Source organism: Streptacidiphilus sp. MAP12-16 (genome assembly GCF_041262165.1).
Lineage (GTDB): Bacteria > Actinomycetota > Actinomycetes > Streptomycetales > Streptomycetaceae > Streptacidiphilus.
Genome location: NZ_JBGCBY010000005.1, coordinates 161,314 through 186,968, shown reverse-complemented (window position 1 = coordinate 186,968; position 25,655 = coordinate 161,314). Strand labels below are relative to the sequence as shown.

At 70.8% G+C, this 25,655-nt stretch carries 25 protein-coding genes and 1 pseudogene; 18 read left to right on the top strand and 8 right to left on the bottom strand.

Going from position 1 to position 25,655, the window contains the following annotated elements:
* The first annotated feature begins 116 nt into the window (after nucleotides 1–116).
* The 3 genes from ABIA33_RS08205 (at nucleotide 117) to ABIA33_RS08195 (ending at nucleotide 3,368) form a co-directional block, all read left to right on the top strand.
* Entirely contained in the window at nucleotides 117–635 is a 519-nt protein-coding gene (locus tag ABIA33_RS08205) for a DUF4240 domain-containing protein (RefSeq protein WP_370078739.1), read from the top strand.
* 188 nt (nucleotides 636–823) lie between these two features.
* The gene (locus ABIA33_RS08200) at nucleotides 824–1,741 is read left to right on the top strand and encodes a TIGR01777 family oxidoreductase (protein ID WP_370078737.1); all 918 of its coding nucleotides are present in this window, start codon (nucleotides 824–826) and stop codon (nucleotides 1,739–1,741) included.
* A 286-nt stretch (nucleotides 1,742–2,027) separates the two neighbouring features.
* Nucleotides 2,028–3,368, top strand: coding sequence for an NAD(P)/FAD-dependent oxidoreductase (locus tag ABIA33_RS08195; RefSeq protein WP_370078735.1), 1,341 nt, complete (start codon nucleotides 2,028–2,030; stop codon nucleotides 3,366–3,368).
* A 72-nt stretch (nucleotides 3,369–3,440) separates the two neighbouring features.
* On the opposite strand, the gene ABIA33_RS08190 is transcribed toward ABIA33_RS08195, so the two are convergent.
* Complete coding sequence (locus ABIA33_RS08190; protein ID WP_370078733.1) at nucleotides 3,441–5,258, bottom strand: regulator; 1,818 nt, start codon at nucleotides 5,256–5,258, stop codon at nucleotides 3,441–3,443.
* A 451-nt stretch (nucleotides 5,259–5,709) separates the two neighbouring features.
* Here ABIA33_RS08190 and ABIA33_RS08185 point away from each other — a divergent pair, with 451 nt between their 5' ends.
* The 3 genes from ABIA33_RS08185 (at nucleotide 5,710) to ABIA33_RS08175 (ending at nucleotide 10,082) form a co-directional block, all read left to right on the top strand.
* Nucleotides 5,710–6,483: a 3-hydroxybutyrate dehydrogenase gene (locus ABIA33_RS08185; protein WP_370078731.1), complete on the top strand. Its 774-nt coding sequence runs from the start codon at nucleotides 5,710–5,712 to the stop codon at nucleotides 6,481–6,483.
* A gap of 74 nt (nucleotides 6,484–6,557) precedes the next feature.
* A complete protein-coding gene (locus tag ABIA33_RS08180; protein ID WP_370078729.1) occupies nucleotides 6,558–7,961 on the top strand; it encodes an MFS transporter in 1,404 nt (467 codons plus the stop codon).
* A 198-nt stretch (nucleotides 7,962–8,159) separates the two neighbouring features.
* Nucleotides 8,160–10,082, top strand: coding sequence for a helix-turn-helix domain-containing protein (locus ABIA33_RS08175; protein ID WP_370078727.1), 1,923 nt, complete (start codon nucleotides 8,160–8,162; stop codon nucleotides 10,080–10,082).
* Nucleotides 10,083–10,123: 41 nt separating this feature from the next.
* Here ABIA33_RS08175 and ABIA33_RS08170 read toward each other — a convergent pair whose 3' ends face one another.
* Nucleotides 10,124–10,498 (bottom strand): hypothetical protein, encoded by a 375-nt coding sequence (locus ABIA33_RS08170; RefSeq protein WP_370078725.1) that lies wholly within the window; start codon nucleotides 10,496–10,498, stop codon nucleotides 10,124–10,126.
* A 51-nt stretch (nucleotides 10,499–10,549) separates the two neighbouring features.
* A pseudogene (locus tag ABIA33_RS08165) lies at nucleotides 10,550–10,606 on the bottom strand (TetR family transcriptional regulator); the annotation flags it as partial.
* 77 nt (nucleotides 10,607–10,683) lie between these two features.
* On the opposite strand from ABIA33_RS08165, the gene lipB reads away from it, so the two are divergent.
* From lipB to ABIA33_RS08145, 4 genes are all read left to right on the top strand, one after another.
* Nucleotides 10,684–11,505, top strand: coding sequence for a lipoyl(octanoyl) transferase LipB (gene lipB, locus ABIA33_RS08160; RefSeq protein WP_370078723.1), 822 nt, complete (start codon nucleotides 10,684–10,686; stop codon nucleotides 11,503–11,505).
* Nucleotides 11,506–11,622: 117 nt separating this feature from the next.
* Nucleotides 11,623–12,573 carry a lipoyl synthase gene (lipA, locus tag ABIA33_RS08155; RefSeq protein WP_370078721.1) on the top strand — a complete coding sequence of 317 codons (951 nt, stop codon included), beginning with the start codon at nucleotides 11,623–11,625 and terminating at the stop codon, nucleotides 12,571–12,573.
* A 280-nt stretch (nucleotides 12,574–12,853) separates the two neighbouring features.
* Nucleotides 12,854–13,006 carry a hypothetical protein gene (locus tag ABIA33_RS08150; protein WP_370078719.1) on the top strand — a complete coding sequence of 51 codons (153 nt, stop codon included), beginning with the start codon at nucleotides 12,854–12,856 and terminating at the stop codon, nucleotides 13,004–13,006.
* An 83-nt stretch (nucleotides 13,007–13,089) separates the two neighbouring features.
* A complete protein-coding gene (locus ABIA33_RS08145) occupies nucleotides 13,090–13,782 on the top strand; it encodes a DUF4191 domain-containing protein (RefSeq protein WP_370078717.1) in 693 nt (230 codons plus the stop codon).
* A gap of 129 nt (nucleotides 13,783–13,911) precedes the next feature.
* Here ABIA33_RS08145 and ABIA33_RS08140 read toward each other — a convergent pair whose 3' ends face one another.
* Complete coding sequence (locus tag ABIA33_RS08140; protein WP_370079058.1) at nucleotides 13,912–14,325, bottom strand: RDD family protein; 414 nt, start codon at nucleotides 14,323–14,325, stop codon at nucleotides 13,912–13,914.
* A 361-nt stretch (nucleotides 14,326–14,686) separates the two neighbouring features.
* On the opposite strand from ABIA33_RS08140, the gene glnA reads away from it, so the two are divergent.
* The 3 genes from glnA (at nucleotide 14,687) to ABIA33_RS08125 (ending at nucleotide 17,879) form a co-directional block, all read left to right on the top strand.
* Complete coding sequence (gene glnA / locus ABIA33_RS08135) at nucleotides 14,687–16,102, top strand: type I glutamate--ammonia ligase (protein WP_370078715.1); 1,416 nt, start codon at nucleotides 14,687–14,689, stop codon at nucleotides 16,100–16,102.
* A 145-nt stretch (nucleotides 16,103–16,247) separates the two neighbouring features.
* Nucleotides 16,248–16,493: a DUF1214 domain-containing protein gene (locus ABIA33_RS08130; protein ID WP_370079056.1), complete on the top strand. Its 246-nt coding sequence runs from the start codon at nucleotides 16,248–16,250 to the stop codon at nucleotides 16,491–16,493.
* A gap of 144 nt (nucleotides 16,494–16,637) precedes the next feature.
* Nucleotides 16,638–17,879 (top strand): MFS transporter, encoded by a 1,242-nt coding sequence (locus tag ABIA33_RS08125; protein ID WP_370078713.1) that lies wholly within the window; start codon nucleotides 16,638–16,640, stop codon nucleotides 17,877–17,879.
* Between the two features lie 250 nt (nucleotides 17,880–18,129).
* On the opposite strand, the gene ABIA33_RS08120 is transcribed toward ABIA33_RS08125, so the two are convergent.
* Nucleotides 18,130–18,891 (bottom strand): DeoR/GlpR family DNA-binding transcription regulator, encoded by a 762-nt coding sequence (locus tag ABIA33_RS08120; RefSeq protein WP_370078711.1) that lies wholly within the window; start codon nucleotides 18,889–18,891, stop codon nucleotides 18,130–18,132.
* 90 nt (nucleotides 18,892–18,981) lie between these two features.
* On the opposite strand from ABIA33_RS08120, the gene ABIA33_RS08115 reads away from it, so the two are divergent.
* The 4 genes from ABIA33_RS08115 to ABIA33_RS08100 all read left to right on the top strand — a co-directional run bounded on the left by ABIA33_RS08115 (nucleotide 18,982) and on the right by ABIA33_RS08100 (nucleotide 23,253).
* Nucleotides 18,982–20,220, top strand: coding sequence for an MFS transporter (locus ABIA33_RS08115; RefSeq protein ID WP_370078709.1), 1,239 nt, complete (start codon nucleotides 18,982–18,984; stop codon nucleotides 20,218–20,220).
* 86 nt (nucleotides 20,221–20,306) lie between these two features.
* Nucleotides 20,307–20,951, top strand: a complete 645-nt coding sequence (locus ABIA33_RS08110; protein WP_370078707.1) for an HAD family hydrolase — start codon at nucleotides 20,307–20,309, stop codon at nucleotides 20,949–20,951.
* 203 nt (nucleotides 20,952–21,154) lie between these two features.
* The gene (locus tag ABIA33_RS08105) at nucleotides 21,155–22,270 is read left to right on the top strand and encodes an alpha/beta hydrolase (RefSeq protein WP_370078705.1); all 1,116 of its coding nucleotides are present in this window, start codon (nucleotides 21,155–21,157) and stop codon (nucleotides 22,268–22,270) included.
* Between the two features lie 110 nt (nucleotides 22,271–22,380).
* Entirely contained in the window at nucleotides 22,381–23,253 is an 873-nt protein-coding gene (locus ABIA33_RS08100) for a helix-turn-helix transcriptional regulator (RefSeq protein ID WP_370078703.1), read from the top strand.
* Between the two features lie 45 nt (nucleotides 23,254–23,298).
* Here ABIA33_RS08100 and ABIA33_RS08095 read toward each other — a convergent pair whose 3' ends face one another.
* The 3 genes from ABIA33_RS08095 to ABIA33_RS08085 form a co-directional block, all read right to left on the bottom strand.
* Entirely contained in the window at nucleotides 23,299–23,889 is a 591-nt protein-coding gene (locus tag ABIA33_RS08095; protein WP_370078701.1) for a TetR/AcrR family transcriptional regulator, read from the bottom strand.
* Nucleotides 23,890–24,069: 180 nt separating this feature from the next.
* Nucleotides 24,070–24,363, bottom strand: coding sequence for an alpha/beta fold hydrolase (locus tag ABIA33_RS08090; protein ID WP_370079054.1), 294 nt, complete (start codon nucleotides 24,361–24,363; stop codon nucleotides 24,070–24,072).
* Nucleotides 24,364–24,376: 13 nt separating this feature from the next.
* Nucleotides 24,377–25,096, bottom strand: a complete 720-nt coding sequence (locus ABIA33_RS08085; protein WP_370078699.1) for an SDR family NAD(P)-dependent oxidoreductase — start codon at nucleotides 25,094–25,096, stop codon at nucleotides 24,377–24,379.
* A 196-nt stretch (nucleotides 25,097–25,292) separates the two neighbouring features.
* Here ABIA33_RS08085 and ABIA33_RS08080 point away from each other — a divergent pair, with 196 nt between their 5' ends.
* Nucleotides 25,293–25,646: a VOC family protein gene (locus ABIA33_RS08080; protein WP_370078697.1), complete on the top strand. Its 354-nt coding sequence runs from the start codon at nucleotides 25,293–25,295 to the stop codon at nucleotides 25,644–25,646.
* Nucleotides 25,647–25,655: the final 9 nt, after the last annotated feature.

Sequence of the window (25,655 nt, the reverse complement as noted above, 5' to 3'; positions counted from 1 at the left end):
TGCTGCCCCCGGTCCGCTTCGGCGGGCCGGGGGCAGCGGCGTCCGCGCGGCACGGACTGCCCGCACGGCGCATTTCCCATGCGCTCACGCCTATGAACAGGGATGCTGGAGCAGTGATGGACGAGACGGACTTCTGGCAGCTGATCGACGACACCCGGGAGGGCGCCCAGGGCGACCCGGTGGAGCATGCCGACCTGCTGGTCGAACGGCTCGGCGAGCGCACCCCCGACGAGGTGATCGATTTCGCCCGGCTGTTCGAGGCGCGGCTGGCGCGTGCCTGGCGTTGGGACCTGTGGGGCGCGGCCGACCTGATGCTCGGCGGCGCGAGCGACGACGCCTTCGACTTCTTCTGCTGCTGGCTCATCGGCCAGGGCCGGGAGGTCTTCGAGGGCGCGCTCGGCGACCCGGACGAGCTCGCGGAGCTGGCCCCGGAGTTCGACGAGGAGATCGACGGCGACGCGGAGGAGTTGGGCGACGCCGCCGACCGGGCCTACGAGCAGTTGACCGGCCTGCCCCTGCCGGAGCTCGGGCTGACCCCGAAGTCGGCCGAACCGGCCGGAGACGTCATCGACTTCGACAACGCCCGGGCCATGGAGGAACGTTTCCCCCGCCTCTGGGAGCGCTTCGGCGGCTGAATACCTGTCATCGTCGGCCGGCGGTGCGCCCAACAGCATGGCGAGAGCCTCGCTGACGCGCCGGCTCGACCGTTTTCCCGCCCGCGGACTCGGGCGGTCCGAACAGCCGGGGTGACGGGGGCGGTCGGGGCGTCAGACATGGGGCCGGCCTGCGATTCGGGGGAACTGGCGCCTGAGAGGATGGGGTCATGCGCATCGCTGTCACCGGATCGACCGGCCTCATCGGCTCAGCACTCGTCCACTCTCTTCTCGACGACGGGCACCAGGTTGTGCGCCTGGTGCGACGCGATCCCGCCCCGCGGGCCGACGGCAGTACGGAGATCCGCTGGAATCCCCGGCTGCGGCAGATCGACCGCAAGGGGCTCGCCGCGGGGGCGGACGGCACCCCCCTGGACGCCGTGGTGCACCTGGCCGGTGCGGGCGTCGGCGACCGGCGCTGGACTGCCCGGTACAAGCGGGAGATCCACGACAGCCGGGTGCTGGGCACCACGACGATCGCGGACGCCCTGGCCGAGCTCGACCAGCCGCCCCGCGTACTGGTCAGCGGTTCGGCGGTGGGCATCTACGGCCAGACCGGAGACCGGCTGATCGACGAGACCGCTCCCGCCGGGGGCGACTTCCTGGCCCGGGTGTGCGTGGAGTGGGAGGAAGCCACGGCCACGGCGGCAGCTGCGGGCGTCCGCGTGGCGCACGCCCGTACCGGCCTGGTGGTGGGCAGCGGCGGCGGCGCGTGGGGAAAGCTGTTCCCGCTGTTCAAGCTCGGTCTCGGCGGGCGACTCGGCAACGGGCGGCAGTACTGGAGCTTCATCTCGCTGCGGGACGAGGTCGCGGCGCTGCGCTTCCTGGTCGACACCGAGACCCTGAGCGGGCCGGTGAACCTGACCGCGCCGGTGCCGGTGACCAACGCCGAGGTGACGGCGGCGATGGGGCGGGTGATGCGTCGGCCGACCCTGCTCGCCGTCCCGGAGCTCGCCTTGAAGGCGGCGCTGGGCGAGATGGCGGTCGAGGTCGTCGGCAGCCACCGGGTGGTTCCCGCGCGGCTACTGGACGCGGGCTTCCGCTTCGCCCACCCAACCGTCGACCAGGCGATCGAAGCCGCGCTCTGACGCTGCGCCCCTACGGCCCGCACGCCCCGCCAGCACGCACGCCTCGCCAGCACGCACCCTCGGACCGGGCGCGTCAGGCGTACAGGCGCACGCGGGGGCGCACGCGGGCGTATCGGTAACCCTCTGCGCCCACCCGCGCCCCACCCGCCACATTTCGTACACACACAGTTGCCTTCTGCCAAAGGCGGCTGAAACTCCCTGTCTGACGGGCACCTTGACGGGGCATCACCTGGAGACCGGTCGGGCCCGTCAGAGGGACGCACCGGACCCCGGAGGGAGCCGCATCGTGCCTGCTACGCCCCTGCACCGCACCCAGTCCGTTGTACGCGCCGCCCGCGCGGTCGACGTCGTCATCGTGGGAGCCGGTCTCGCCGGCCTCTCGGCGGCACGCCACCTCAGCGACGCCGGGCTGTCCGTCACCGTGCTGGAGGCGACCGACCGCATCGGCGGACGGATGGCCGGGTACGAGCTGGACGGATTCCGGCTCGACCACGGCTCGCAACTACTCAACCCGTCCTTCCCGGAACTCGGCCGCAGCCTGGACCTGGAGCGGCTCCAACTGCGCCGGCTCACCCCCGACGTGCTGGTGCACCAACACGGCCGCCGCTACCGGCTGGGGGCCGTCACGTCCGCCCGCACCGCGCTCAACACGGTCCGCGCCCCGATCGGCGGCCCCTGGGACAAGGCCAGGCTCGGTGCCGCCCTGGCCCGGCTCGCCGCCACACCGACCGACCGGCTGCTCGCCCGTCCCGAACGGACCGCCGCCGAGGCCCTCTCCCTGCGCGGCATTCCCGCCAGGACCGTCAACGGCTTCCTCCGGCCGCTGCTCGCCGCCCTGCTCAGCGATCCGTCCCTGGCCAGCAGCAGTCGCGTGGCCGACCTGGTGCTGCGCGGCTACGCCCGGGGACGGCTGAGCCTGCCCGCGGGGGGCGTCGGCGCCGTTCCGGCGCAGCTCGCTGAGAGGCTGCCGCCGGGGACGGTGCGGCTGGGCGTGCGGGTCCGCGCCATCTCGGCGGACGGAGTCGACACCGAGCGGCACGGCCGGCTGCCGTCCCGTGCCGTGGTCGTGGCGACGGACGCGCGCTCCGCCGGTGAGCTGCTGCCCGGCCTGCACCAGCCCGCCCACCACCCGGTCACCACCTACTACCACGTCGCGGCCGACTCCCCGCTGGCCGAACCCCAGCTGCTGCTGGACGCGGACCACACGGACGGGCGGAGCGACGGCCCGGTCGCGCACACCCTGGTGCTCAGCGAGGTCGACCGCTCGTACGCGCCCGGCGGCGGGGCGCTGATCTCCTCGACGGTGCTGGGGCGGCGCTCCTTCGACGCGGGCGGGCCCGCCGCGCTGGAACCCGTGGTCCGGCGCAGGCTGGGCCAGCTGTACGACGTCGACCCGGGCGGTTGGCAGTTCCTGACGGTGCGGCACATCGCGGACGCGCTGCCCGCGATGACGCCGCCGCACCACTTCCGGCGCCCGGTCCGGCTGCTCGGCGGCCTCTACGTGTGCGGCGACCACCGGGACACCAGCAGCACCCAGGGCGCGCTGGTGTCCGGCCGCCGGGCGGCCTGGTCGGTGCTCCGCGACCTGGGCCTGCCGAGGGCCCCCGAAGCCGACCTGGCCGCGTAGGCGCGGACCCGCGGACCCGCGGACGGCACCGGGTCGTTGCCGGACGCCGCCTCGAACGCCGAGGCGACCGGCTCAGATGATGCCCGCGCCGTGCGCCGCCTCCTCGAAGGCGCGCACGGCGGCGGTGCCCCGGTAGGGGCCGAGTCTGCGGGTGAACTCGCGCACGTACTCCACCGCGCGCAGCGAGCGCATCTCCGAGGCCCCGCGCAGTGCCTCGGTTGCGACGGCGCAGGCCTCGTCGACCTCGCCCATGCCGAGCCGCGCCGTGGCCAGGACCGTTCGGCAGAAGACCCGGCTGCGGGCGTAGCCGGTCGCCCGCAGCCGTAGCGAGCGTTCCGCGTGCTGGGCGCACGGGCGCCACTGCTGCAGGTCGCGGTAGCAGTGCCCGAACTCGTCGGCGAGCTGCGCCTCGTCGAAGAACCGGACCCAGCTGGGCAGCTCGTCGCCGGGGCGCGCCGCCTGCAGCGCCCGCTCCGCGCGGACCAGGGAGGTGGTGCAGGAGCGGGCGTCGCCGATCAGTCCGTGCCCGCGCGCCTCGGCGGCGTGCATCAGGGCCTGGACGGGCGTGGGCGCGGCGGTTCCGATGCCCTGCTGCGCGACCCGGGCGAGCTGCACCGCCTCCCGGCCGTGGCCCAGATAGACGGCCTGGCGGCTCATCGTGACCAGCACATACGCGCCGTAGAGGCGGTCGTTGGCGGCCTGGGCCAGCCGGAGCGACTGGACGAAGTAGCGCTGGGCGAGACCGTGCGCGCCGATGTCGTAGGAGGTCCACCCGGCGAGGCGGGTCAGATCGGCGACCGCACCGAAGAGCGAGCGGCCGATCACCTCGCTGTAGCGGCCGCGCAGCATCGGCTCGGCCTCGCTCTCCAGGTAGCGGATCAGGGCCTGCCGGGCGTGGCCGCCGCCGTAGGCGTTGTCGAGCGAGCGGAACAGGTCACCGACGGCGCGGACGGCGGCGATGTCGCCCCGGCCGACGCGCTGCAGGCCACGCGGGGACGGCGGCGGGACGGCGGGCTCGAGGACGGAGCCCGTCGCGATGCCTCCGGGCAGGCCGCCCGGCAGGGCGCCTGGCAGCGCGCCTGGCAGACCACCCGTCAGGCCACTTGGGAGACCGCCCGACAGCCCGGAGCCGACGCTGCCGCCGGGCAGCGGCGGGCGGCGGGTCTGCGGGGGGATGCCGGAGCCGCCCGACAGGCCCGGACGCAGCGCGGGACGGGTCGACGGTGGAGCGATGCCGAGGTCCTGGGGCGTCTCCCGGGCCACGCGGTCGTCGCTGCGCCCGATCAGCCAGTCCCGGCTGGGGACGACGAGACCGGCCGGGGTGAACGCGATCCGGCGCAGCTCGGAGTGCGCGCCGGTGTCCTTGCGCCACATGCTGCTGACGATGTCGACGGCCTCGGCGGGGGTCTCGGCGAACTCCAGTCCCGCGTACACGGGCGCGCAGGCGTCCAGCCCGAGGTCCTGCGCCGAAAGCCGGCGGCCGAGGCGCCGGGTGAAGACCTCAGCGATCAGCGCCGGCGTCGCGCCCCTCGGCTGCTGTCCACGCAGCCAGCGGGTCACGGAGGTCTTGTCGTAGCGCAGGTCGAGGCCGTGTTCGAGACCGAGCTGGTCGACCCGGCGGGCCAGCCCGGCATGGGAGAACCCGGCCTCCTCGATCAGTCCGGCAAGCCGTCCGTTGTGGGACCGCGCGGCCTGGGACCGGGCCGCCTGGGACCGGTCGGCGGCCGACCGGGGCGGACCGGCTCCGGTCGGGGGCTCCGGGCTCCGCGACGGACCGATCCGGTGCTCGGCCAGCCGGGCGCGCTCGGCCAGCGACGGCCGTTCAGGCGCGCCTGAACGGTCGGAGCGGGCCTCGGTGGCCGGTCGGTCGGTTACTGGCCGCTGGGGCATATGCCACACACCTTCCGGGTGCCCGCGCCGCCCCGGAGGTTGCGCCCCCCGGAGTACGTCGCGAGCTCCCTACGGGAACGGCGTGAATGTAGCGAGCATTTGACCCGAATGGCCGGTTCTTCCGACGTGTTCGTCCGAATGAGTGACAAAAGGCCCACGGTGCGTAGTCAATCGTCCGGGTGCGGGGCGAAGCAGGTCGGAGCGGGACCCCCCGCGAAGCCCACCGGACGACATGGCAGCAGGGGACACCCATCCGCCTCCGACTATGGCTGCGGCCCACATACGGCAGGCGTCCAGGTTTCCCTAGCGTGTGGCTCCGTGACTCCGTCGCACCACCCCGTCGCACCACCCCGCCGCGCAACCCCGCCGACACCGGTCCGCCACCTGATCATTCGTCATCTGATCATTCGTCACCACCGTAGCCGAGACCCGTCCGATCGTGAGAGAGCCCATGGAAACCGACCGCACCGTCCCCTCAGCCACCGGCCTCGCCGGGCGCACCGCCCTGGTCACCGGTGCCGCCGGCGGCATCGGCCGGGCCTGCGCGGTCGCCTTCGCCGCCGCAGGCGCGCACGTCTACGTGGTGGACCGGGCGGCGGAGGCCGCCAAGGCCGTCGCCGAGGAGACCGGCGGCACCGCGTTCGTCGTCGACCTCGCCGACCCCGGGGCCGTGGACACCCTGCCCGACGACGCCGACATCGTGGTCAACAACGCCGGACTGCAGCACGTCGCCCCGATCCACGAGTTCCCGCCGGACCGCTTCGTCCTGATCCAGAAGGTCATGGTCGAGGCCCCGTTCCGGATCATCCGGCGCAGCCTGCCGCACATGTACGAGCAGGGGTGGGGACGGATCGTCAACATCTCCTCCGTGCACGGGCTGCGGGCCAGCGCCTTCAAGTCGGCATACGTCACCGCCAAGCACGGCCTGGAAGGGCTGAGCAAGGTGGTCGCGCTGGAGGGCGCGCCCTACGGCGTGACCAGCAACTGCGTCAACCCCGGGTACGTCCGCACCCCCCTGGTCGAGGACCAGATCGCCGACCAGGCGCTGGCGCACGGCATCTCCGAGACCGAGGTGGTCGAGCAGATCATGCTCGACCGCACCGCGATCAAGCGGCTGATCGAGCCGCACGAGGTCGCCGATGCGGCCCTCTGGCTGTGCTCCGCCTCCTCCGGCTACATCACCGGCGCGTCCCTGCCTCTGGACGGCGGCTGGACCGCCCACTGACGCGGCATCACCTGCCGACCCGCCGACCCGGCAACCACCCCTCCCCCATCCCCCAGTAGAAGAAGTAGGCAGCCATGGCCAGCGCTCCCAACGTCGCGAACGCACCCGACCCGGCAAGACCGAACGCCCGCCCCCAAGGCCTGACCAAGGTCGTCGCCGCCAGCCTCGTCGGCACCACCATCGAGTGGTACGACTACTTCCTGTACGGTTCGGCCGCCGCCCTGGTCTTCGGGAAGGTGTTCTTCCCCAAGTCCGACCCGCTGACCGGAACCCTGCTGGCGTTCCTCACCTACGCCATCGGCTTCGCCGCCCGTCCCCTGGGCGCGCTGGTCTTCGGGCACTTCGGGGACCGCGTCGGCCGCAAGCAACTCCTGGTCGTCAGCCTGCTGATGATGGGTGTCTCCAGCGCCCTGATCGGCTGCGTCCCCGGCTACACCACCATCGGCATCGCCGCACCGATCCTGCTCACCACGCTGCGGGTGATCCAGGGCTTCGCGCTGGGCGGCGAGTGGGGCGGAGCCGTGCTGCTGGTCTCCGAGCACGGCGACGCCAGGCGGCGCGGCTTCTGGGCCTCGTGGCCGCAGGGCGGTGCCCCCGCCGGGAACCTGATCGCCGTCGGCGTGCTCTCGCTGATGACCAGCGTCCAGTCCGACGCGAGCTTCGTCGCCTGGGGCTGGCGCGTGCCGTTCCTGTTCTCTGCCGTACTGGTCGGCATCGGCCTCTGGGTGCGGCTCAGCGTCGACGAGTCGCCGCTGTTCAAGGACGCGCTCGCCAAGGCCGAGGCCCGCAAGGCCGCGGAGGGAGCAGCAGCCGAGCCCTCGCCGCTGGTGTCGGTCCTGCGCCACCACTGGCGCGACATCCTGGTCGCGATGGGCGCGCGGATCGCCGAGAACATCTCGTACTACGTGATCACCGCGTTCGTCCTCACCTACTGCGTGGACCACCTCAAGCTGCACAAGCAGACCGCCCTGAACGCCGTACTCATCGGCTCCGCCGTGCAGTTCTGCCTGATCCCGCTGTTCGGGGCGCTCTCCGACCGGGTCGGCCGCAAGCCCGTCTACCTCGTCGGAGCAGTCGGCGTCGGCGCCTGGGCCTGGGTCTTCTTCGGGCTGCTCGACACCAGGTCGTTCCCGCTCCTGGTACTCGCGGTCACCGTCGGCCTGGTCTTCCACAGCGCCATGTACGCCCCGCAGGCGGCGTTCTTCTCGGAGCTGTTCGCCACCAGGATGCGCTTCTCCGGTGCCTCCATCGGCGCCCAGTTCGCGTCCGTCGCGGCCGGCGCGCCCGCGCCGCTGATCGCGGTGGCGCTGCTCGCGAACTACGGCAACTCGACGCCGATCGCGCTGTACATGACGCTGGCGTCGGTGATCACCGTGGTCGCCCTGCTCTTCGCCAAGGAGACCCGGGGCAGGGACCTCGCCGAGGCCGAGTCGGCGTCCAGCCCCGCGAGCCGGAGCGAGGCCGCCGCCTCGGTCTGACCCGGAGGCCTCATCCGTCCCACCCGATCGTGGAGGTGCGCAGCACGGGCCACGCCGAGCCGCGCACCTCCACACCCCGGCGCCTCCGCGGCACCGCGCCCCCGCACCCCCGCGGCACCGCGCCCCCGCACCCCCGCGGCACCGCACCCCTGCACCCAGTGACAAAGCAGCATCTGACCTGGAACGATGACCCGCACCATGCCACAGCCCAGTGACGACGAAGCGCCCGACACCGCCGCGCGGCGCCTGCTGCGCCTGCTCGCCGACGGCGCGTCCGCCGACGAGCTCGCGACGGTGCCGGGCGCGGACGAGGAGTCGGGCCGGCTCGCCCTACGGGTGCACCGCACCCTCAGCCAGCACCGCCGCCGCGAGAACCAGCTCAGCGCGCTCTTCGACACCGCAGGCGACCTGGCCGCCTCGCGGGACCTGGACGCCGTGCTGCAGGCCATCGTGCGCCGGGCCCGGATGCTGCTCGGCACGGACACCGCCTATCTCACCCTCCCCGACGAGGCCGCGGGCGACACCTACATGCGGGTCACCGACGGCTCCGTCTCCTCCTTGTTCCAGAGACTGCGGCTGGAACTCGGCGAGGGCCTCGGCGGGCTGGTCGCGCAGGCCGCCCGCCCCTACGCGACCCCGGACTACCGCACCGATGCCCGCTTCCACCACACCCGCACCATCGACGACGGCGTCGTGGACGAGGGACTCGTCGGCATCCTCGGCGTACCGCTGCTGCTGGGCTCCAGCTCCGGCGGCGGGAGGAGTGGCGAGGGCGGCAAGGTCATCGGCGTGCTCTTCGCCGCCGACCGCTCGCCGCGCCCGTTCTCCCCCGACGAGGTCGCGCTGCTCTGCTCGCTCGCCGCGCACGCCGCCATCGCCATCGACACCGCCCGCGCCCTGGAGGACACCCGCACCGCGCTGGCCGACCTCGCCGAGGCCAACGCCGTGATCCGCGAGCACTCCGCCGCGATGCAGCGCGCCGAGGAGGCCCACGACCGGCTCACCGACCTGGTCCTGCGCGGCGGCGAGGTCCCCGCGGTCGCCGAGGCCGTCTCCCAGCTCCTGGACGGCGGCATCGCCGTCTACGACCCGCAGGGCCTGCCGCTCACCCCGCCCGCCAAGAGCGGAGAACCCGCCGCCGGACCGGCGCCGGCCGCCGTCGCGGAGTCCCGCGCCCACGGCCGGGCCGTCGAGCACGAGGGCCACTGGATCTGCGCCGTCCTGGCCGGCCAGGAGCTGCTCGGCAGCCTGGTGCTGACGGACCGTGCTCTGCTGGACGACGCCGAACGGCGGCTGTTCGAGCGGGCCAGTGTGGTGACGGCCCTGCTCCTGCTGCTGCGCCGCTCGGTCGCCGAGACCGAGAACCGGGTGCGCGGAGAGCTGCTCACCGATCTGCTGAACGCCCCCGGGCGCGACCCGGTCGGACTGGTCGAACGCGGCCGTAGGCTCGGCGTGGACCTGCGGCGACCGCACCTGCTGCTCGCCGCCCAGGTCCCGGTTGATTCCAGAAGCAAGCTGGCCGGCGCCGCGACGCAGGTGCTCTTCGGCCGCGGCGGTCTCGCGACACAGCCGGTGGGCGCCGAGCACGGAAACGCGCTGGTGCTGCTGCTGCCTGACGATCCGTCGTCCTCGCCGGGGGCGGTAGCCCGCACCGTGGCGGCACAGCTGGCGCAGCTCACCGGGCTGAGCGTGACGGTCGGCGCGGGCGGCCCCGCCGTCGGCCCGGTCGCCCTGGCGGCGGCGTACGAGGAGGCGATGCGCTGCCTGCGCGCGCTGAAAGTGCTCGGCCGGGACGGCGACGGGGCGGCTTCGGCGGACCTGGGGTTCCTTGGCGTGCTGCTGGGCGACGGTCATGACGTGAACGGATTCGTTGCAGGCGCGCTCGGGCCGCTACTGGACTACGACGCCCGCCGCGGCACCGAGCTCGTCCGCACCCTGCACGCCTACTTCGCCTGCGGCGGCAGCCTGACCCGGGCCAAGGACGAGCTGCACGTTCACGTGAACACGGTGGTGCAGCGCCTGGACCGGGTGGAGGCGCTGCTCGGGCCGGACTGGAACGGCCCGGAACGCGCCCTGGAGCTGCAACTCGCGCTGCACCTGCACCTGCTGGCGGGTGACTAGCCGGCTCGCTCAGCAGGCTCTCACAACACCGCAGCAGATCCTCAGCGGGCGCTCAGCCCGAGCAGCAGCAGGTCGACGAGGGCGTCGAAGTCCTGGTCGGCGGCGGGAGTGGACCAGGTGGGGGCGTAGACCGGGTCGTGGTAGTGGGCGGTGGCCTGGAAGACGGAGTGGGCCAGCGTCCTCGGGTCGCCTTCCGGCCGGAACAGTCCCTCGTCCTGGCCCTCCGCGATGATCACGGCCAGCTGGGCTTCCAGGACCTTCAGGTGCTCGTCGATGAGAGCACTGCTCTCATCGACGAGCACCGAGTAGGTGGCGAACAGCTCGGGGTCGTCCAGCGCCTTGTTCCTCTTGGCCTCGAACAGCGTCCGCAGCCACAGACGTAGGCGCAGTTCCGGCGACTGTGATCCGGTGGCCACCGCCGGGAGCGCGTTGTGGGCACGATCCAGCCAGCGCTGGGTCACCGCCCCCCGCAGGGCGGCCTTGCTGGGGAAGTGGCGGTAGACCGTGCCGTGGCTGACGCCGAGTGCCCGCTGGACTGTCGTCGGTCACCGAGCCCTGGGGTCGTACAGTTGGCGGCAGCAGACCGAGAGGGGTGGCAAGGGTGAGCAGCGACCTTCGCTTCGTACACCTGGGCATAGGCGAGCGGGCGGTCCCGTACGAGGAGGCCCTCGCCGAGCAGCAGCGGCTGCACGCGCTGCGGGTCGCCGACGAGATCCCGGACACCGTCCTCCTCCTGGAGCACCCGCCCGTATACACCGCGGGACGCCGGACCCGCCCCGAGGACTACCCCCTGGACGGCACCCCCGTCGTCGCGGTCACCCGCGGCGGCGAGATCACCTGGCACGGCCCCGGCCAGCTCATCGGCTACCCGATCGTCAAGCTCCCGGAGCCCATGGACGTCGTCGCCTACGTGCGCCGCCTGGAGGAGGCCCTGATCCGAGCCTGCGCCGACCTCGGCGTGAGCACCAGCCGGGTCGAGGGCCGCAGCGGAGTCTGGGTGCTTGGCACGGACATCCCGGACGCGGTGGTGGACCAGGACCGGGTGATGAACATCGGCGCGCTGACCCTGCGGATGGGCGCCAAGCTCGGCCTCGACCCCCGGCTGGCCGGCCCCGAGTACGCCGCGTCCAACGCCGGGCAGCGCGGCGACGACCGCAAGCTCACCGCGATCGGCGTCCGGGTGGCGCGCGGCGTGACCATGCACGGCTTCGCCCTCAACTGCGACCCCGACATGACCTGGTTCGACCAGATCATTCCCTGCGGGATCCGCGACGCCGGCGTGGGCTCGCTCAGCACGGAACTGGGCCGCGACGTCACCGTCGCCGAGGCCCTGCCGATCGTCGAGCGCCACCTCGCCGACGTACTCGATGCCGTTGCCCTGGGCACTCGGAATGGGTCGACAGTCGACGCTGTTGCCGTCTAGTGGTCCCTCCATGGCGGATCTTCCCTTCGATAAGGGGCGAACTGCCCGGCACGACCCGCTAAAGCAGAGGCGTACCCTTGGGGGACCGCCTGAAATTCTAGATTGAGGGAGCCGCACGTGTCCGCTGTCGCACCCGACGGCCGGAAGATGCTGCGCCTGGAGGTCCGCAACAGCGAGACCCCCATCGAGCGCAAGCCGGAGTGGATCAAGACCCGGGCGAAGATGGGCCCCGAGTACACGGCGCTGCAGTCGCTGGTGAAGCGCGAGGGCCTGCACACCGTGTGCCAGGAGGCGGGCTGTCCCAACATCTTCGAGTGCTGGGAGGACCGCGAGGCGACCTTCCTCATCGGCGGCGACCAGTGCACCAGGCGCTGTGACTTCTGCCAGATCGACACCGGCAAGCCGGCCGACTTCGACCGCGACGAGCCCCGCCGCGTCGCCGAGTCCGTGCTCACCATGGACCTCAACTACGCCACCATCACCGGCGTCGCCCGCGACGACCTGGAGGACGGCGGCGCCTGGCTCTACGCGGAGACGGTCCGCCAGATCCACGCCGTGACGGCGGAGCGCGCGGCCGGGCAGACCGGCGTCGAGCTGCTCATCCCGGACTTCAACGCGGTGCCCGAGCAGCTCGCCGAGGTCTTCTCCTCCCGCCCGCAGGTGCTGGCGCACAACATCGAGACGGTGCCGCGCATCTTCAAGCGGATCCGCCCCGGCTTCCGCTACGAGCGCTCGCTCACGGTGGTCACCGAGGCCCGCGCGGTGGGCCTGGTCACCAAGTCGAACCTGATCCTGGGCATGGGCGAGACCCGCGAAGAGGTCAGCGAGGCGCTGCGCGACCTGCACGAGGCCGGCTGCGAGCTGATCACCATCACCCAGTACCTGCGCCCCTCCCCCAGGCACCACCCCGTCGAGCGCTGGGTGAAGCCGCAGGAGTTCGTCGAGCTGCAGCAGGAGGCCGAGGAGATCGGCTTCGCCGGCGTCATGTCGGGGCCGCTGGTCCGCTCCTCCTACCGGGCCGGACGGCTGTACCGGCAGGCACTGGAACGGCGCGGCGCGGCGGTCTGAGGCACGGTCCGAGACACCGTCCGAAGCCCACCCTCAAGCCTTCATCAGCGTTTGACCCGGGGGTCATCGAGCGGTAACACGTTGTGGTGATGATGGAGTGGAGCCGCGCGAGGAGCATCGCGCTCCCGGGGCGGCTCCACCGTAGGTACCGCGACCACGAGGGGAGTGGTTCACCATGCAGTCCGTAACGCGAGTACAGCCCAGTAGGCAGCCGCACGTCACTGGAAGTCTCAGCAGCGGTCGCCTCAGCACCGGTCTTCTCAGCGGAGGGCTGCGTTCGATGGGCGACGCCCTGCGCATGGCGGAGTCGGTCCTGCTCGGCGGAGGTCAGCAGACCGCCCGCCGCAACGCCTGGGACGCCGTCTGCGAAAACCGCAAGCAGGCGCAGGACCGCGAGGACGTCCGGACGGTACTCGTCCGCTCCGCGCGCTGAACCCGTCAGTCGAGATCAATCCGCAACGGACGCAGACCCCCGGGCTTGGGCATCGGGGGTGGTCGCACCGTACGATGAGGCCCATGGCGAGGCAGGAAACCACCGACGAAAACCCCGGACGGCTCAAGCAGATCCGTCTGGCGTACACCATGACCAAGCGGGTCGACCCGAAAATCGGTCTCATCATCGCCGGTATCGGGCTCGGCACCTTCGCGGTGCTCCTCGTGATCGGCTTTCTGATCGGACACCCGATCTACCTGGGCGTGCTGGGCCTCTTCGCGGGGCTGCTGGCCGCGGTCGTCATCTTCGGCCGCAGGGCCGAGAAGGCGGCGTTCGGGCAGATGGACGGGCAGCCGGGCGCTGCGGCGGCCGTGCTGAACAACCTCAAGAGCGGCTGGACGGTGACCCCCGTGGTCGCCGCGACGCGCAACCAGGACGCGGTGCACCGTGCGGTCGGCCGTCCCGGCATCGTGCTGGTCGGCGAGGGCAACATCAACCGGCTGCGTCCGCTGATGGCGTCCGAGAAGCGCAGGATGAGCCGTGTCGTGGGCGATGTCCCGGTCACCGACATCATCGTCGGGGAGGGCGAGGGCCAGATCCCGCTGAAGAAGCTTCAGCTGCACCTGACCCGGATGCCCCGGACGCTTCCCGCATCCCAGGTGAGCCAGATCAACGACCGACTGCGGGCGATGGGCGACCTGATGACCAACGCACCGATCCCGAAGGGGCCGCTGCCGAAGGGCGCCCGGATGCCCAAGGGCGGCAAGACGCGCTGACCGCGCCCGCACCCGCACCCGCACCACCCAGCGACGATCCACCCACCTACTCCCCGGCCCCGGCCGCGCCGCCTCTCCCGAGGCGCGCGACCGGGGCCGCCGTCATTCCACCGCCGTTCCTGCTGAAGCTCAGGCGCGGACCTCGACCGTGCCCACGGCCTTGTCGTGCAGGCCGCGGCCGTCCCGGTCCCAGATGATCGCCGGTACGAACAGCACCAGTAGGAACGTACGCAGTGCCACCTGGCCCAGGCTCGCCCTGCCCCTGCCCCCGCCCACGCGCACCACGCGCAGGCCCAGCAGCCGCTTCCCGGGCGTCTGGCCGACGGTCCCGACCGTGAGCAGGCCGAGCAGGAAGAAGATCACCGAGGGCCAGATGCCGACCTTGAGGACGTCCCGCTGCGCGATCAGCCCGTAGGAGACGAGGTAGCACAGGCTCCAGTCGATGAACACCGCCGCGAGGCGCCGCCCCGTGGAGGCCACCGAGCCGGTGCCTTCCTCGGGCAGGCCGAGGCGCCGCCCCCGGTATCCGAAGTCGGCCCCCATCTGCTCGGCGCCGGCCCGCGGGCCTTCGATCCACGATCCGATGACTTTTCTGCTGTCGTCCACGACGCCACAGTATCCGCCCGAGGTCTCCCGATTTGCGCCCGGGGCCCCGGTTGCGGGCGGCTCGGCAGATTGGCATAGACCAATCTCCTAGGAGTGAACCCTTGACCGACGCGCCAAGGCCCTGCAGGCCAGGAACGGCAACACTTTTCGGTACGCTGACCTGGTGTGGTTAACATCCACGAAACATATGGGTCACGGGCGAGAAACGCCCAGTTCCTATCGTTGCCACACCGGTGCCGCCGGCGGGACCGGCGGTCCGCACCCGCAATCCTGGCGCTTGCCGGGCCGAGGAGGATGGATGTTCAACAACGCCGACGAGGTGGCTCGCTACATCTCGGAGAACGACGTCAAGTTCATCGACGTCCGGTTCTGCGATCTTCCAGGCGTCATGCAGCACTTCACGGTGCCCGCCACGTCCTTCGATCCGGCCGAGACCCTGATGTTCGACGGCTCGTCGATCCGCGGCTTCCAGGCGATCCACGAGTCCGACATGGCCCTGGTCCCCGACCTGGGCACGGCGCGGCTCGACGCCTTCCGCAAGGACTCCACCCTCAACATCAACTTCTTCATCCACGACCCGATCACCGGCGAGCAGTACAGCCGCGACCCGCGCAACGTGGCCAAGAAGGCCGAGGCGTACCTCGCCTCCTCGGGCATCGCCGACACCGCGTACTTCGGCCCCGAGGCGGAGTTCTACGTCTTCGACGACGTCCGTTTCGAGACCAAGCAGAACAGGTCCTTCTACGAGATCGACTCCGTGGCCGGCGCCTGGAACACCGGGCGGGTCGAAGAGGGCGGCAACCGCGGCTACAAGGTCCGCTACAAGGGCGGCTACTTCCCGGTCCCGCCGCTGGACCACTTCGCCGACCTGCGGGCCGAGATGTCGCTCGAGCTCGCCGCCTCCGGCCTGACCGTGGAGCGCCAGCACCACGAGGTCGGCACCGCAGGCCAGGCCGAGATCAACTACAAGTTCAACACGCTGCTCGCCGCGGCCGACGACCTGATGCTGTTCAAGTACGTCATCAAGAACGTCGCTTGGCGGAACGGCAAGACCGCGACGTTCATGCCCAAGCCGATCTTCGGCGACAACGGCTCCGGCATGCACTGCCACCAGTCGCTGTGGTCCGACGGCAACCCGCTGTTCTACGACGAGCAGGGCTACGCAGGCCTGTCCGACATGGCCCGTTACTACATCGGTGGCCTGCTCAAGCACGCGCCGTCACTGCTGGCCTTCACCAACCCGACGGTGAACTCCTACCACCGCCTGGTCCCCGGCTTCGAGGCTCCGGTCAACCTGGTCTACTCGCAGCGCAACCGCTCCGCGGCGATCCGCATCCCGATCACCGGCGCGAACGCCAAGGCCAAGCGCATCGAGTTCCGCGCCCCGGACCCGTCCTCCAACCCGTACCTCGCCTTCTCGGCCATGCTGATGGCCGGCCTCGACGGCATCAAGAACAAGATCGAGCCGCTGGAGCCGGTCGACAAGGACCTCTACGAGCTCGCCCCCGACGAGCACGCCTCCGTCCCCCAGGTCCCGGCCACCCTCCCCGCCGTCCTGGAGGCCCTCGAGGCCGACCACGACTACCTCCTCGCGGGCGGCGTCTTTACCCCCGACCTGATCGAGACCTGGGTCGACTACAAGCGCACCAACGAGGTCGCCCCGATCGCGCTGCGCCCGCACCCGCACGAGTTCGAGCTGTACTTCGACATCTAGACACCACGTTTGACCTGCACAAACGCGAATATGCCCGATCCCGTCGCTGCAGCTCAGCAAGTTCTGAGCTGCAGCGACGGTTTTCACGGAAGGCTCGGGAGCCCGGGAGCCCGACGTCGTGTGAGCTGGTGGCCCGAGCGCCAAGCTGTTCTGGTCGGTGACCGTCCACGACTCCGACACCCGGTGCCTGATCGACAACCCGCAGCAGCGCGGCGACCGCGGCTCGCGGGACCCAAAGCTGCCGCATAACCAGGACGGTTTCGTCGACCTGTACTTGGTGCCGCTGTCGAGCACGACGGACTCGCCGTCGGCGATCAGAGTGCTGACCTATGCGGCGATGCGGCGCTTGGCTTCGCCCCCAGGACTCCCTGCTCGGCCGGGGAGTCGATGATCCGTCTCGAGCGATCGGTGCCGACCCTGCTCGAACTAAACAGCAATCCTGATCTAAAGGCAACCTTACGAACACTATTGATGTTCCTTTTGTTCAAGGCTACCGTGTGTGACCTCTTGCGCCTGACTTCCAGGGGGTCCCGTCGTGTCACCTGTACTCGCCGCCGCCGACATCGCGCCCGCCCCTTCCGCAATGCGCGCAGTCTGGGGTTCGCCGCTGTACCGCGGGGCGAGCGTCGCGCTGTTCCTGTCCGGGCTCGGGGCCTCGGCCGCCGCCCCGCAGATCACTCTGTTCCTGGTCGATGACCTGCACGTCTCGCTGACCACGGCCGGCCTGTACTACCTCACGAGCGTCACCGCCCCGGTCGCCGGGTACCTCATCGGCGCCCGCTCGGACCGCACCGGGAGACGGCTCGGGCTGTTCCGGTTGTGCGCCGTGGCCGGGTTCCTCGGCTGGTGCGCCATGGCGCTGGCGGACCGGGTGTGGATGCCGTTCGTGATCAGCGCCGTGGTCCTGGCCTTCGCCGGCGGCGCCGGGTCGCAGTTGTTCGCCGCGGTCCACGACGACCTGCAGGCCACCGCGAGCCCGGTCGGCGACGGGGTCGTCTCGGTCGTGCGCATGGCGCTGACCGCCGGGTGGATCGTGGGCCCAGTGGCGGGCTCGCTGCTCGCCACCGCCGCCGGGCCGCGCGCGATGCTCGCGGCCACCGGGGTGTGCACCCTGGCGCAGATCCTCCCGATGGGCCTCGCGCGCGCCCGCTCGGCTGCACCCGAAACGCCTGCCACGGACACACCCGCGACGCCGGCCGCGCGGCGCGTGGGGGTGCGGGGAATGCTGCCCCTGCTCGCCTTCACCGGCCTGTACGTGTTCGTCTACGCGGGAGAGCCGATCAAGTACGGCTACCTGACGATCTACATGCACGACGACCTGCGCCTACCGACGGCGGTGAGCGGCGCGGTCATCGGCATCCAGCCCCTGATCGAGCTGGTTCTGATGCCGGTGGCGGTGGTCGTCGCGCGCCGGACCGGGATGATGCGTCTGATGGTCCTCGGCGCCGCGTTCGGCGTCGGCGCGAACCTGTGCTTCGCGCTGACCGGCAGCGCGGCGGGCATGTTCGCCGGGCAGATCCTGATGGGCGGGGTGTGGGGGGTGTTCGCCGGCCTGGGCATCATCGTCGCCCAGCGGCTGCTGCCCGAGGCCGTCGCGACCGCCTCGGCCGTCTTCATGAGCTCGACCGCGATCGCCAGTGCCCTGGGCGGGCTGACCGGCAGCCTCGGCGTGGGCCTGCTGGGACTGCCGCACGTGTTCCTCGCACCAGCCTTGTACGGCCTGGTGGCGACCGCCGGCATCGCCGTCATGAGCCGCTCCCGGGACGCCGTGGGCTGACGCATCCGCCAGAGCGCCTCACCGTCGCCGGCCGTGAGCCGCTCGTCGGCATCGAGGCATCTGCCGCACGGCCGCGCGGCAGCATGGCTGGGGCGCGTACGGGTGCCGACCGTAGAGGCTGACGCGGCAGTGGCTGGTGGGGCTGGACCGGCTCCGAGCGCACCCCACATCCCGGGCAACAGCGCACCGCCGCTGCCGAGGTTGCGGCCTGGCTTCCCAGCAGGCGGTGGCCTGGGGACCCTGATCGCTGTCAGGCAGTTTTGACGACAGTGCCGACTCCTTCGAGCGCTGCCACTTCGTCGGCGGGCGCGGTGGTGCCGGTGACGAGGGTGTGCACGAGTGCGGCGGGGCCGACGTAGGCGTGGGCGGTGCGGCCGAGTTTGCTGCCGTCGGCGACGGCGATGATGCGGCGCGTGGAGGCGATGATCGCCTTCTTCACCGCCGCGTCGTCGAGGTCGTAGGCGGTCAGGCCCTCGGCGGCGCTCAGGCCGCAGCAGCCGACGATCGCGGTGTCGAAGCGCAGCGCCGCCAGGGAGGCGAGTGTGAGGGGGCCGGTCAGGGCGCCCTCGGCGGCGCGGGGCCTTCCGCCCGGCACCATCAACGTGGTCGGGCCGGGAGCGTCGCTGAATACGTGAATGGCCTGCAGCGACAGGGGCATCACGGTGATGCGTCGTCCACGCAGCAGGCGGGCTACCTCCAGGCAGGTGGTGCCGCTGTCGAGCAGGACGGTCTCGCCGTCAGCGATGAGCCGGGACACCTCGGACGCGATCCGGCGCTTCTCGTCGGCCGCCTCGTGGGCGCGCAGCGCGAAGGGCGGTTCCTCGCCTCTGAGCAGCAGGGTGCGCGCCCCGCCGCGGACGCGTTCGAGGGCACCCTGCGCGGCCAGAGTATCCAGGTCACGCCGGATGGTCATCTCCGAGGCGCCGGTTAGCTCGGCGAGTTCCGGGACCGTGGCACTGCCCGACTCCCTGACGGCCTGGGCGATCAGCCGGTGCCGGTCTGCGTTGCTCATACCGCGATTGAACACCACTCAGAAATGAACATGCAAGCCGTTCGAACATGCGCCTTTCAACCATCACATCTGTTCGTTATGGTGGATTGCATGGACCACTCACTTCGCGCCGCCCGTGTGGCGACCTTCGTCTACTTCGTCCTCAACGGCACCCTGATGGGCGTGTGGCTGGTGCAGATCCCCGCCATCGAGCAACGTGTGGGAATCAACCACGCGACGCTGGGAAGCCTGCTGGTGCTGCTGGGCCTCGGCGCCTTCATCGGCATGCAGGTCGCGGGCCGACTGGCCGACCGTATCGGCACGCGTGTCGTGGTCCCCGCCGCCGGCGTGCTGTGCGGCGCGGCCCTCGTGCTACCCGGCCTTGCCCGCGATCCCTGGGCGCTGGCAGGCGCGCTGCTTGTCTTCGGCTTCGGCAACGGTTGCCTCGACGTGAGCATGAACACCCACGCCGTGCACGTGGAGAAGGCCTACAACCGGCCCGTCATGTCAGCCTTCCACGCCACCTTCTCCGTCGGCGGGGTCATCGCGGCACTCATCGGAGCGAGGGCCACGAGCGCCGGCGTGAGTCCCGCCACGACGCTCGGTGTCGCCGGAGCCGCAGGCATCGTGGTCGCCCTGCTGTCGGCCCGCAGCCTGCTGGCGACAACGCCGACCCCCCCGATCACCGCCGCGCCCGATTCCCCCACCACCTGGCAACTCCCGGCGGAGCAAGGCGTGAAGCGGCGCACCCCTCCCGCTCGCATCTGGATCCTCGCTGCCTTGGCACTCATGTGCATGCTGTGCGAGGGAGTCGCCAACGACTGGAGCACGCTGGACCTGAAGACCGTCCTCGGTGCATCCGCGGGCACCGCCGCCTTCGCCTACGGCACCTTCGCAGTGACGATGACCACCGGCCGACTGCTCGCCGACCGCGTCTCCCGACGGTTCGGATCGGCGGCCGTCCTACGCTACGGCGCAGCCGCGGGCGCCGTCGGAATCACCGTCGTGGCCCTCTCGCCGTGGATCTGGATGGCCCTTGCAGGATGGGCGCTGTTCGGGCTGGGCCTGTCCGGCTGCGTCCCCCAGTTGTTCAGCGCCGCCGGGCACGCCGACCCTGCCGCCGCCGGCACCAACGTCTCCCGGGTCGCCGGTCTCGGCTACCTCGGGATGCTCGCAGGTCCGGCAGTGATCGGCTGGATGACTCGCCTCACGGCGCTCAACCACACCTTTCTGTTCCCGGCGCTGCTCCTGGTGATCGCCGCCGCGACTGCCGGGATCCTGCGTTCCGGAACCGGGCGCGAGCCCAAGCCCAAGCCCGAGCCCAAGCCCGCGATGGCGCAGCGCCCCTGACCACCCGTGAGGCTCCCACGAGTAGCCCGCCGGCCTCGCACGATCCCCGCTGAGCAAGTCCGTCTCCACAACGGAAGGGAATCCCCATGTCGACCGGCCAACGGATCGTGCTGTTCGACCTCTTCGGAGTCATCGCCCTGCGCCAGCGCCCGGGCGCCCTGGCGGAGATGGCCGCCTGGTGCCACGCACCCGCAGACGTCTTCACCGAGGCCTACTGGGCCCTGCGCCCTCCCTACGACGCCGCACGGCAGTCCGCGCCGCAGTACTGGACAGCGGTACTACGGCGACTGTCACGCCCCGTCGATACCGGCACGATCGAGAAGCTGCGGCTCGCCGATATCGACAGCTGGTCACGCGTCGACGACCGCATGGTCGCCTACGCGCAATCCCTACGCAGACGCGCCCAGGTCGCCGTGCTCTCCAACATTCCCGCAGATCACGCGGATGCCTTCAGCGCCGCCCAGCCCTGGCTGCACAACCTCGACCACGTCGCCCTCTCCGGGAAGATCAACGTCGCCAAGCCGGAACCGACCGCGTTCCACCACTGTGTCACCGCCATGCACGCCACACCCGCAGACTTCCTCTTCATCGACGACCGCGAAGAAAACGTGCGCGCAGCACAAGCCATCGGAATGACCGGACATGTCTTCACCGGTCTCGACGAACTGGTGAAAGTCGTCAACATCTGGCTACCGACCAGCATGACGTCACCCACACTGTCCCAGCACTGAACAGGGCTGAAGGCTCGTCCACCGCCGGCCTCGACTTCCACCGGGTTTCCGCGCCCGTCGATTCCCGAAGGCAGTGACAACGGTCCGCGAGTCGGCGGGACCCCTGTGGGTGGTACTGACATCACCACTTTTGCCCGCTCTGAGCTGCGGAATCGCGGATAGCGTTGTCGAGGCTGGTGTCGAGCAGCGCAAGGAGTGATGTCGTGTTCAGTTACTTTCCGAAGAACTACATGTGGTCGTCGGCATTGATGCTGTCGCTCATGGCCGGTGGAGATCTCGGGCAGATCGACCGCCATCTCGCTCCCCTGCGCGAGGCTGAGGTAGCGGATACGGACACGTGGACGAAGGCGTGGGACAGCGCGGGCGCGCAGCAGGCCGAGTTCGCCGAGCAGGACCTGCGCCACGGGCACCGGCACAGCGCGGTCGCGCGCTACCTGCGGGCATCGAACTACTACCTGACCGGTGAGCGGCAGACCCCGCCGGGGCCGGCGAAGAGGAACAGCTACCAGCAGGCGCTGGCGGCCTTCGCCAGGGCTGCGGAGCTCATGCCGCGCCCGCTGGAGCGCGTGGAGATCGACTCGCCGGACGGCATCCTGCCCGGCTACCTGATCCCCGCCGCTGCCCAGGGCCCCGCACCGGTCGTGATCTTCTACAACGGCTTCGACGTGACCAAGGAACTGCTCTACGGGTTCATCCGCGAGGAGTTCGCCGACCGGGGCATCTCCTGCCTGGTGATCGACACCCCCGGCACCGGCGAACCACTGCGGCTGCGCGGCGTGCCCTCCCGTCCGGACTACGAGGTGCCCACCACCGCGATCGTGGACTACCTCGTGACCCGCCCGGACATCGACCCCGAGCGCATCGGCCTGCTCGGGATCAGCCTCGGCGGCTACTACGCGCCGCGCGGTGCCAGCTTCGAGCATCGGATCAAGGCTTGCGCCGCGTGGGGTGGGGTGTGGGACTACGGCGCGGTCTGGCAGCACCGCTGGGACACCCGGTCCCAGCACACCCCGGTTCCGTTCTGGCAGCTCCCCTGGGTCATGGGCACCGAAACCATGGAGCAGGCACTGGAGCGGGTCAAGCAGTGGACGCTGGCCGACGCGATCCCCCATCTCACCCAGCCGCTGCTGATCGTGCACGGCGGAGACGACAAGGGCATCCCGCTGTCCGACGCGCAGAAGGCGATCGACGCCGCCGGCTCGACCGACAAGGAGCTGCGCGTCTTCACCGGCCCGGACGGCGGCGCGGAGCACTGCAACGCCGACGACCCCGACCCCGCCCGCCAGCTGATCGCCGACTGGTTCGCCGACCACCTGTGAAGCGACCGATTCCCGCAGGCCGGGAAGGCCGCAACCGACCGGCCCCGGGCGGGCTCGCGCGGCAAGCCGACGCGGGCGAAACCGTCTTGCCGCGCCATAGAATCGAAGCCGTGCCGCCTTCGACCAGCGAGTTCGGCGCGACGCTGCGCAGCTGGCGCGACCGAGCGAGTCCCGAGGAGTTCGGGCTGCCCACCGCCGCCCACCGGCGTGCGCGCGGGCTGCGCCGCCAGGAGCTCGCCCACCTGGCCGGTGTCTCCCCCGACTACCTCGTCCAGCTCGAACAGGGCCGGGCGAGCGCGCCCTCGCCCGGGGTCCTGACCGCGCTCGCCCGTGCCCTGCGCCTGACCGAGGCCGAACGCGAGCACCTGTTCCAGCTCGCCGGTCAACTCGCCCCCGACGACAAGCGCATCCGCGACACGCTTCCGCACAGCGTTCAGCGCCTGGTGGAGCAGCTCACGGCAAGCCCCGCCGCCGTCTGTGACGCGGGATGGAATCCGATCGCGTGGAACGCGATGTGGTCCGCCGTGATCGGCGACCCTCTCGAACGTCCCGAACGTGAACGCAACATAGCCTGGCGCCACTTCACCGGCCTGCCTACACGCGTCGTGCGCACCCGCGTCGAACAGCTCGAGTTCGAGGAAGCCGTCGTGGCCGACCTGCGGTCGAGCTTCGGCAGATATCCGGAGGACCAGCGCCTCGCCCAACTGATCGCCGACCTGCGCGAGGCCAGCCCGACGTTTCGCAGTCTCTGGCAGGCGCGTCGCGTCGGCCTCTACGAACAAGAACGCAAGACCATCGACCATCCCCGGCTGGGCTTGTTCCAGGTGGACTGCGACATCCTTACCACCCACCGCAACGACCTTCGCGTGGTCGTCTACACCGCCGCTCCCGGCACTCGATCCGCCAAGGCGCTCGAAGAACTCAGCGCGACCTGCGCCAACGAGCTTCCGCTGATCAGCCCCCCGCGAGAAATCGCCGGATGAAGCCGAACAGCACAAGAGCGCGCCCAAGGTGGTCCATCGCATCCCCTACCGGACTTGCTCACTGACGGCCACGTCGAACAGCGCCGCAGCCGCGGCGCGCGCGGTCGTCGCCGCCGAGGGGTCGTGGTCCATGCGTGCCGACACCCCGGCACCGTCGTACAGCAGGTGCAGTTGCCTGGCCAGACCTTCGGCGTCGGCGACACCGGCCTCCCGCGCCAGGTCGGTGAACATCGTCCGCACCCACTGGCGGTACCGGTCCGCGGCGCACTGAGTGGGACTGCCCGGCTGTGCCTCAGCGCTGGCCGTCATGTGCGCGCAGCCGTTGAAGTCGGGCTCGGTGAACAGCTGGCCCTGGGCGTCGAAGACCCCCAGCAGGCGCTCGCGAGGTGTGCGGAACCGGGTCAGGGCGCGTTCGACCTGTTCACGGGTGTTGGCGTGGCGGGCGTCCAGGTAGGCCTGGACCAGTTCCTCTTTGCTTCCGAACAGGTTGTAGAGCGATGCCTTGGCCACACCGGCTTGCTGCACGATGCGGTCGATGCCGACGCTCTGGACGCCTTCGCGGTAGAACAGATCGTCGGCGGCGGCCAGCAGACGTTCACGCGCGGACGGCTTCGCGGTGGCAACCTTGCTTGGCATAGCTGTTTCCTTCTTCCAGACTGGCGGTCCAGTCTAATGCTCCGCACGGGGCCTATTTCGCCCCTCACCGCATGAAACAAGCCTAGACCGATCTGTCTTCCCCGATGAACGGGTAGGGGCGGTCACCGCATTTGCGGTGACCGCCCCTACCCTGCGACCCGAGTGGCCGGCCGCCGTGTCCTAGCGGTCGAGGAAGGGCTTGGTCTTGGTGTGGGTGACGAACCGGTCGGGGTACTGGAAGTGGGCCCCGTGGTTGGCGTCCGGATAGATGATCAGCTCGGCGTTCGGCAGGAACTGCTGAAGGATGTACGAGTTGATCGTCGCGATGATGGTGTCGTCGGTGCCGTTGACCACCAGGACCGGGACCCAGCGGCGCGGCCGATGCCAGTGAGTGCACCGGTGATCAAAACGACGGGCTGGGTCATTGCCGGACTTGAATTCTGTAGGTGTGAAGCTGGTTGTGAGGGGGGTCAGACGGCGGTGCGTGTCAGACGGCGGTGCGTCCGCCGTCGACGGGGATGACGGCGCCGGTGATGTAGCCGGCGGCCGGCGAGGCCAGGAACGCGATGACGTCCCCGATCTCCTCTGCCTCCGCCGTGCGGGACAGGAGTGTGGTCTTGCCAAGGGCGGTGAGGCTTTCCCGCGACGAGCCGCCGGTGTAGGCGGGCCCGGGGGCGATGGTGTTGACCCGCACGCCCGCGGGGCTGTACTCGGCGGCCCAGGAGCGGGTCAGCGCGGCGAGCGCGGCCTTGGTGGCGCTGTAGGCGGCGCCACCCGCCAGGCCGATCTGCCCGGCCATGCTGCCCAGATTGATCACGGCCCCCTGACCGCGCTCGGCCATCCTCGGCGCGATAGCGGCCGTCAGGTAGTACGCCGAGCGCACGTTGGCCGCGAACAGTGCGTCGAAGGTGTCGGACTCCAGATCCGTGGTGGGGCCGAACCAGGAGAAGCCTGCGTTGTTGACCAGGACGTCGACGTCCCCGGCCGCCTCGGCCAGTTGCTTGATTGCGGCGACGTCGGCGAGGTCTGCGGCGAGGAACTCGGCGCTGCCGCCTGCGTGCTCGATCTCCTTGACCACTGCGGCTCCGCGCTCGGCGTCGCGGCCGTGGACCAGGACCTTGAATCCGTCCCGGGCCAGCTTGAGCGCTGCGGACCGGCCGATTCCGGACGTCGCCCCTGTCACCAGGGCTGTGCGCATGTCGGGCATGATCGCGCCCTCCTGAGTAGTTAGACTGGTCTGTCTACCTTCGCCATCCAGCTAAACAGGTCGACCCTGTCTCGTCAACGCGCAGCGATAGATAAGTTGCATGAGCTTAGATTTGACCGAACGGAAGGGCCATACCTACGATTGAAGGAATGATTAGACAGACCGGTCTAACCGTACAATTCACAGGAGCATGCAGATGACGTCGACCTTCTTCGGGGCGTCGTTCGACGCCACCGACGCCGCACGCGCCGCTCAATTCTGGGCCGCCGCCCTGGACCGCAAAGTCGCCGATGGAGCGGACGAGCACGACGCCGTCGTGGAGGCCGGCGATCCCGGCGGCGGACCTCGGCTGGCCTTCCATCAGGTCCCCGAGGCCAAGAACACCAAGAACCGGTTCCACCCGGATCTGATCACCAGCGACTACGAGGGCGAGACCGCGCGCCTACTCGCGCTCGGAGCGACGAAGCTCAACGCAGTCGAGCGAAACGGCGCCCGGTGGACCACGTTCGCCGACGTCGAAGACAACGAGTTCGACCTCATCGCCGGCTGAACCACCCAC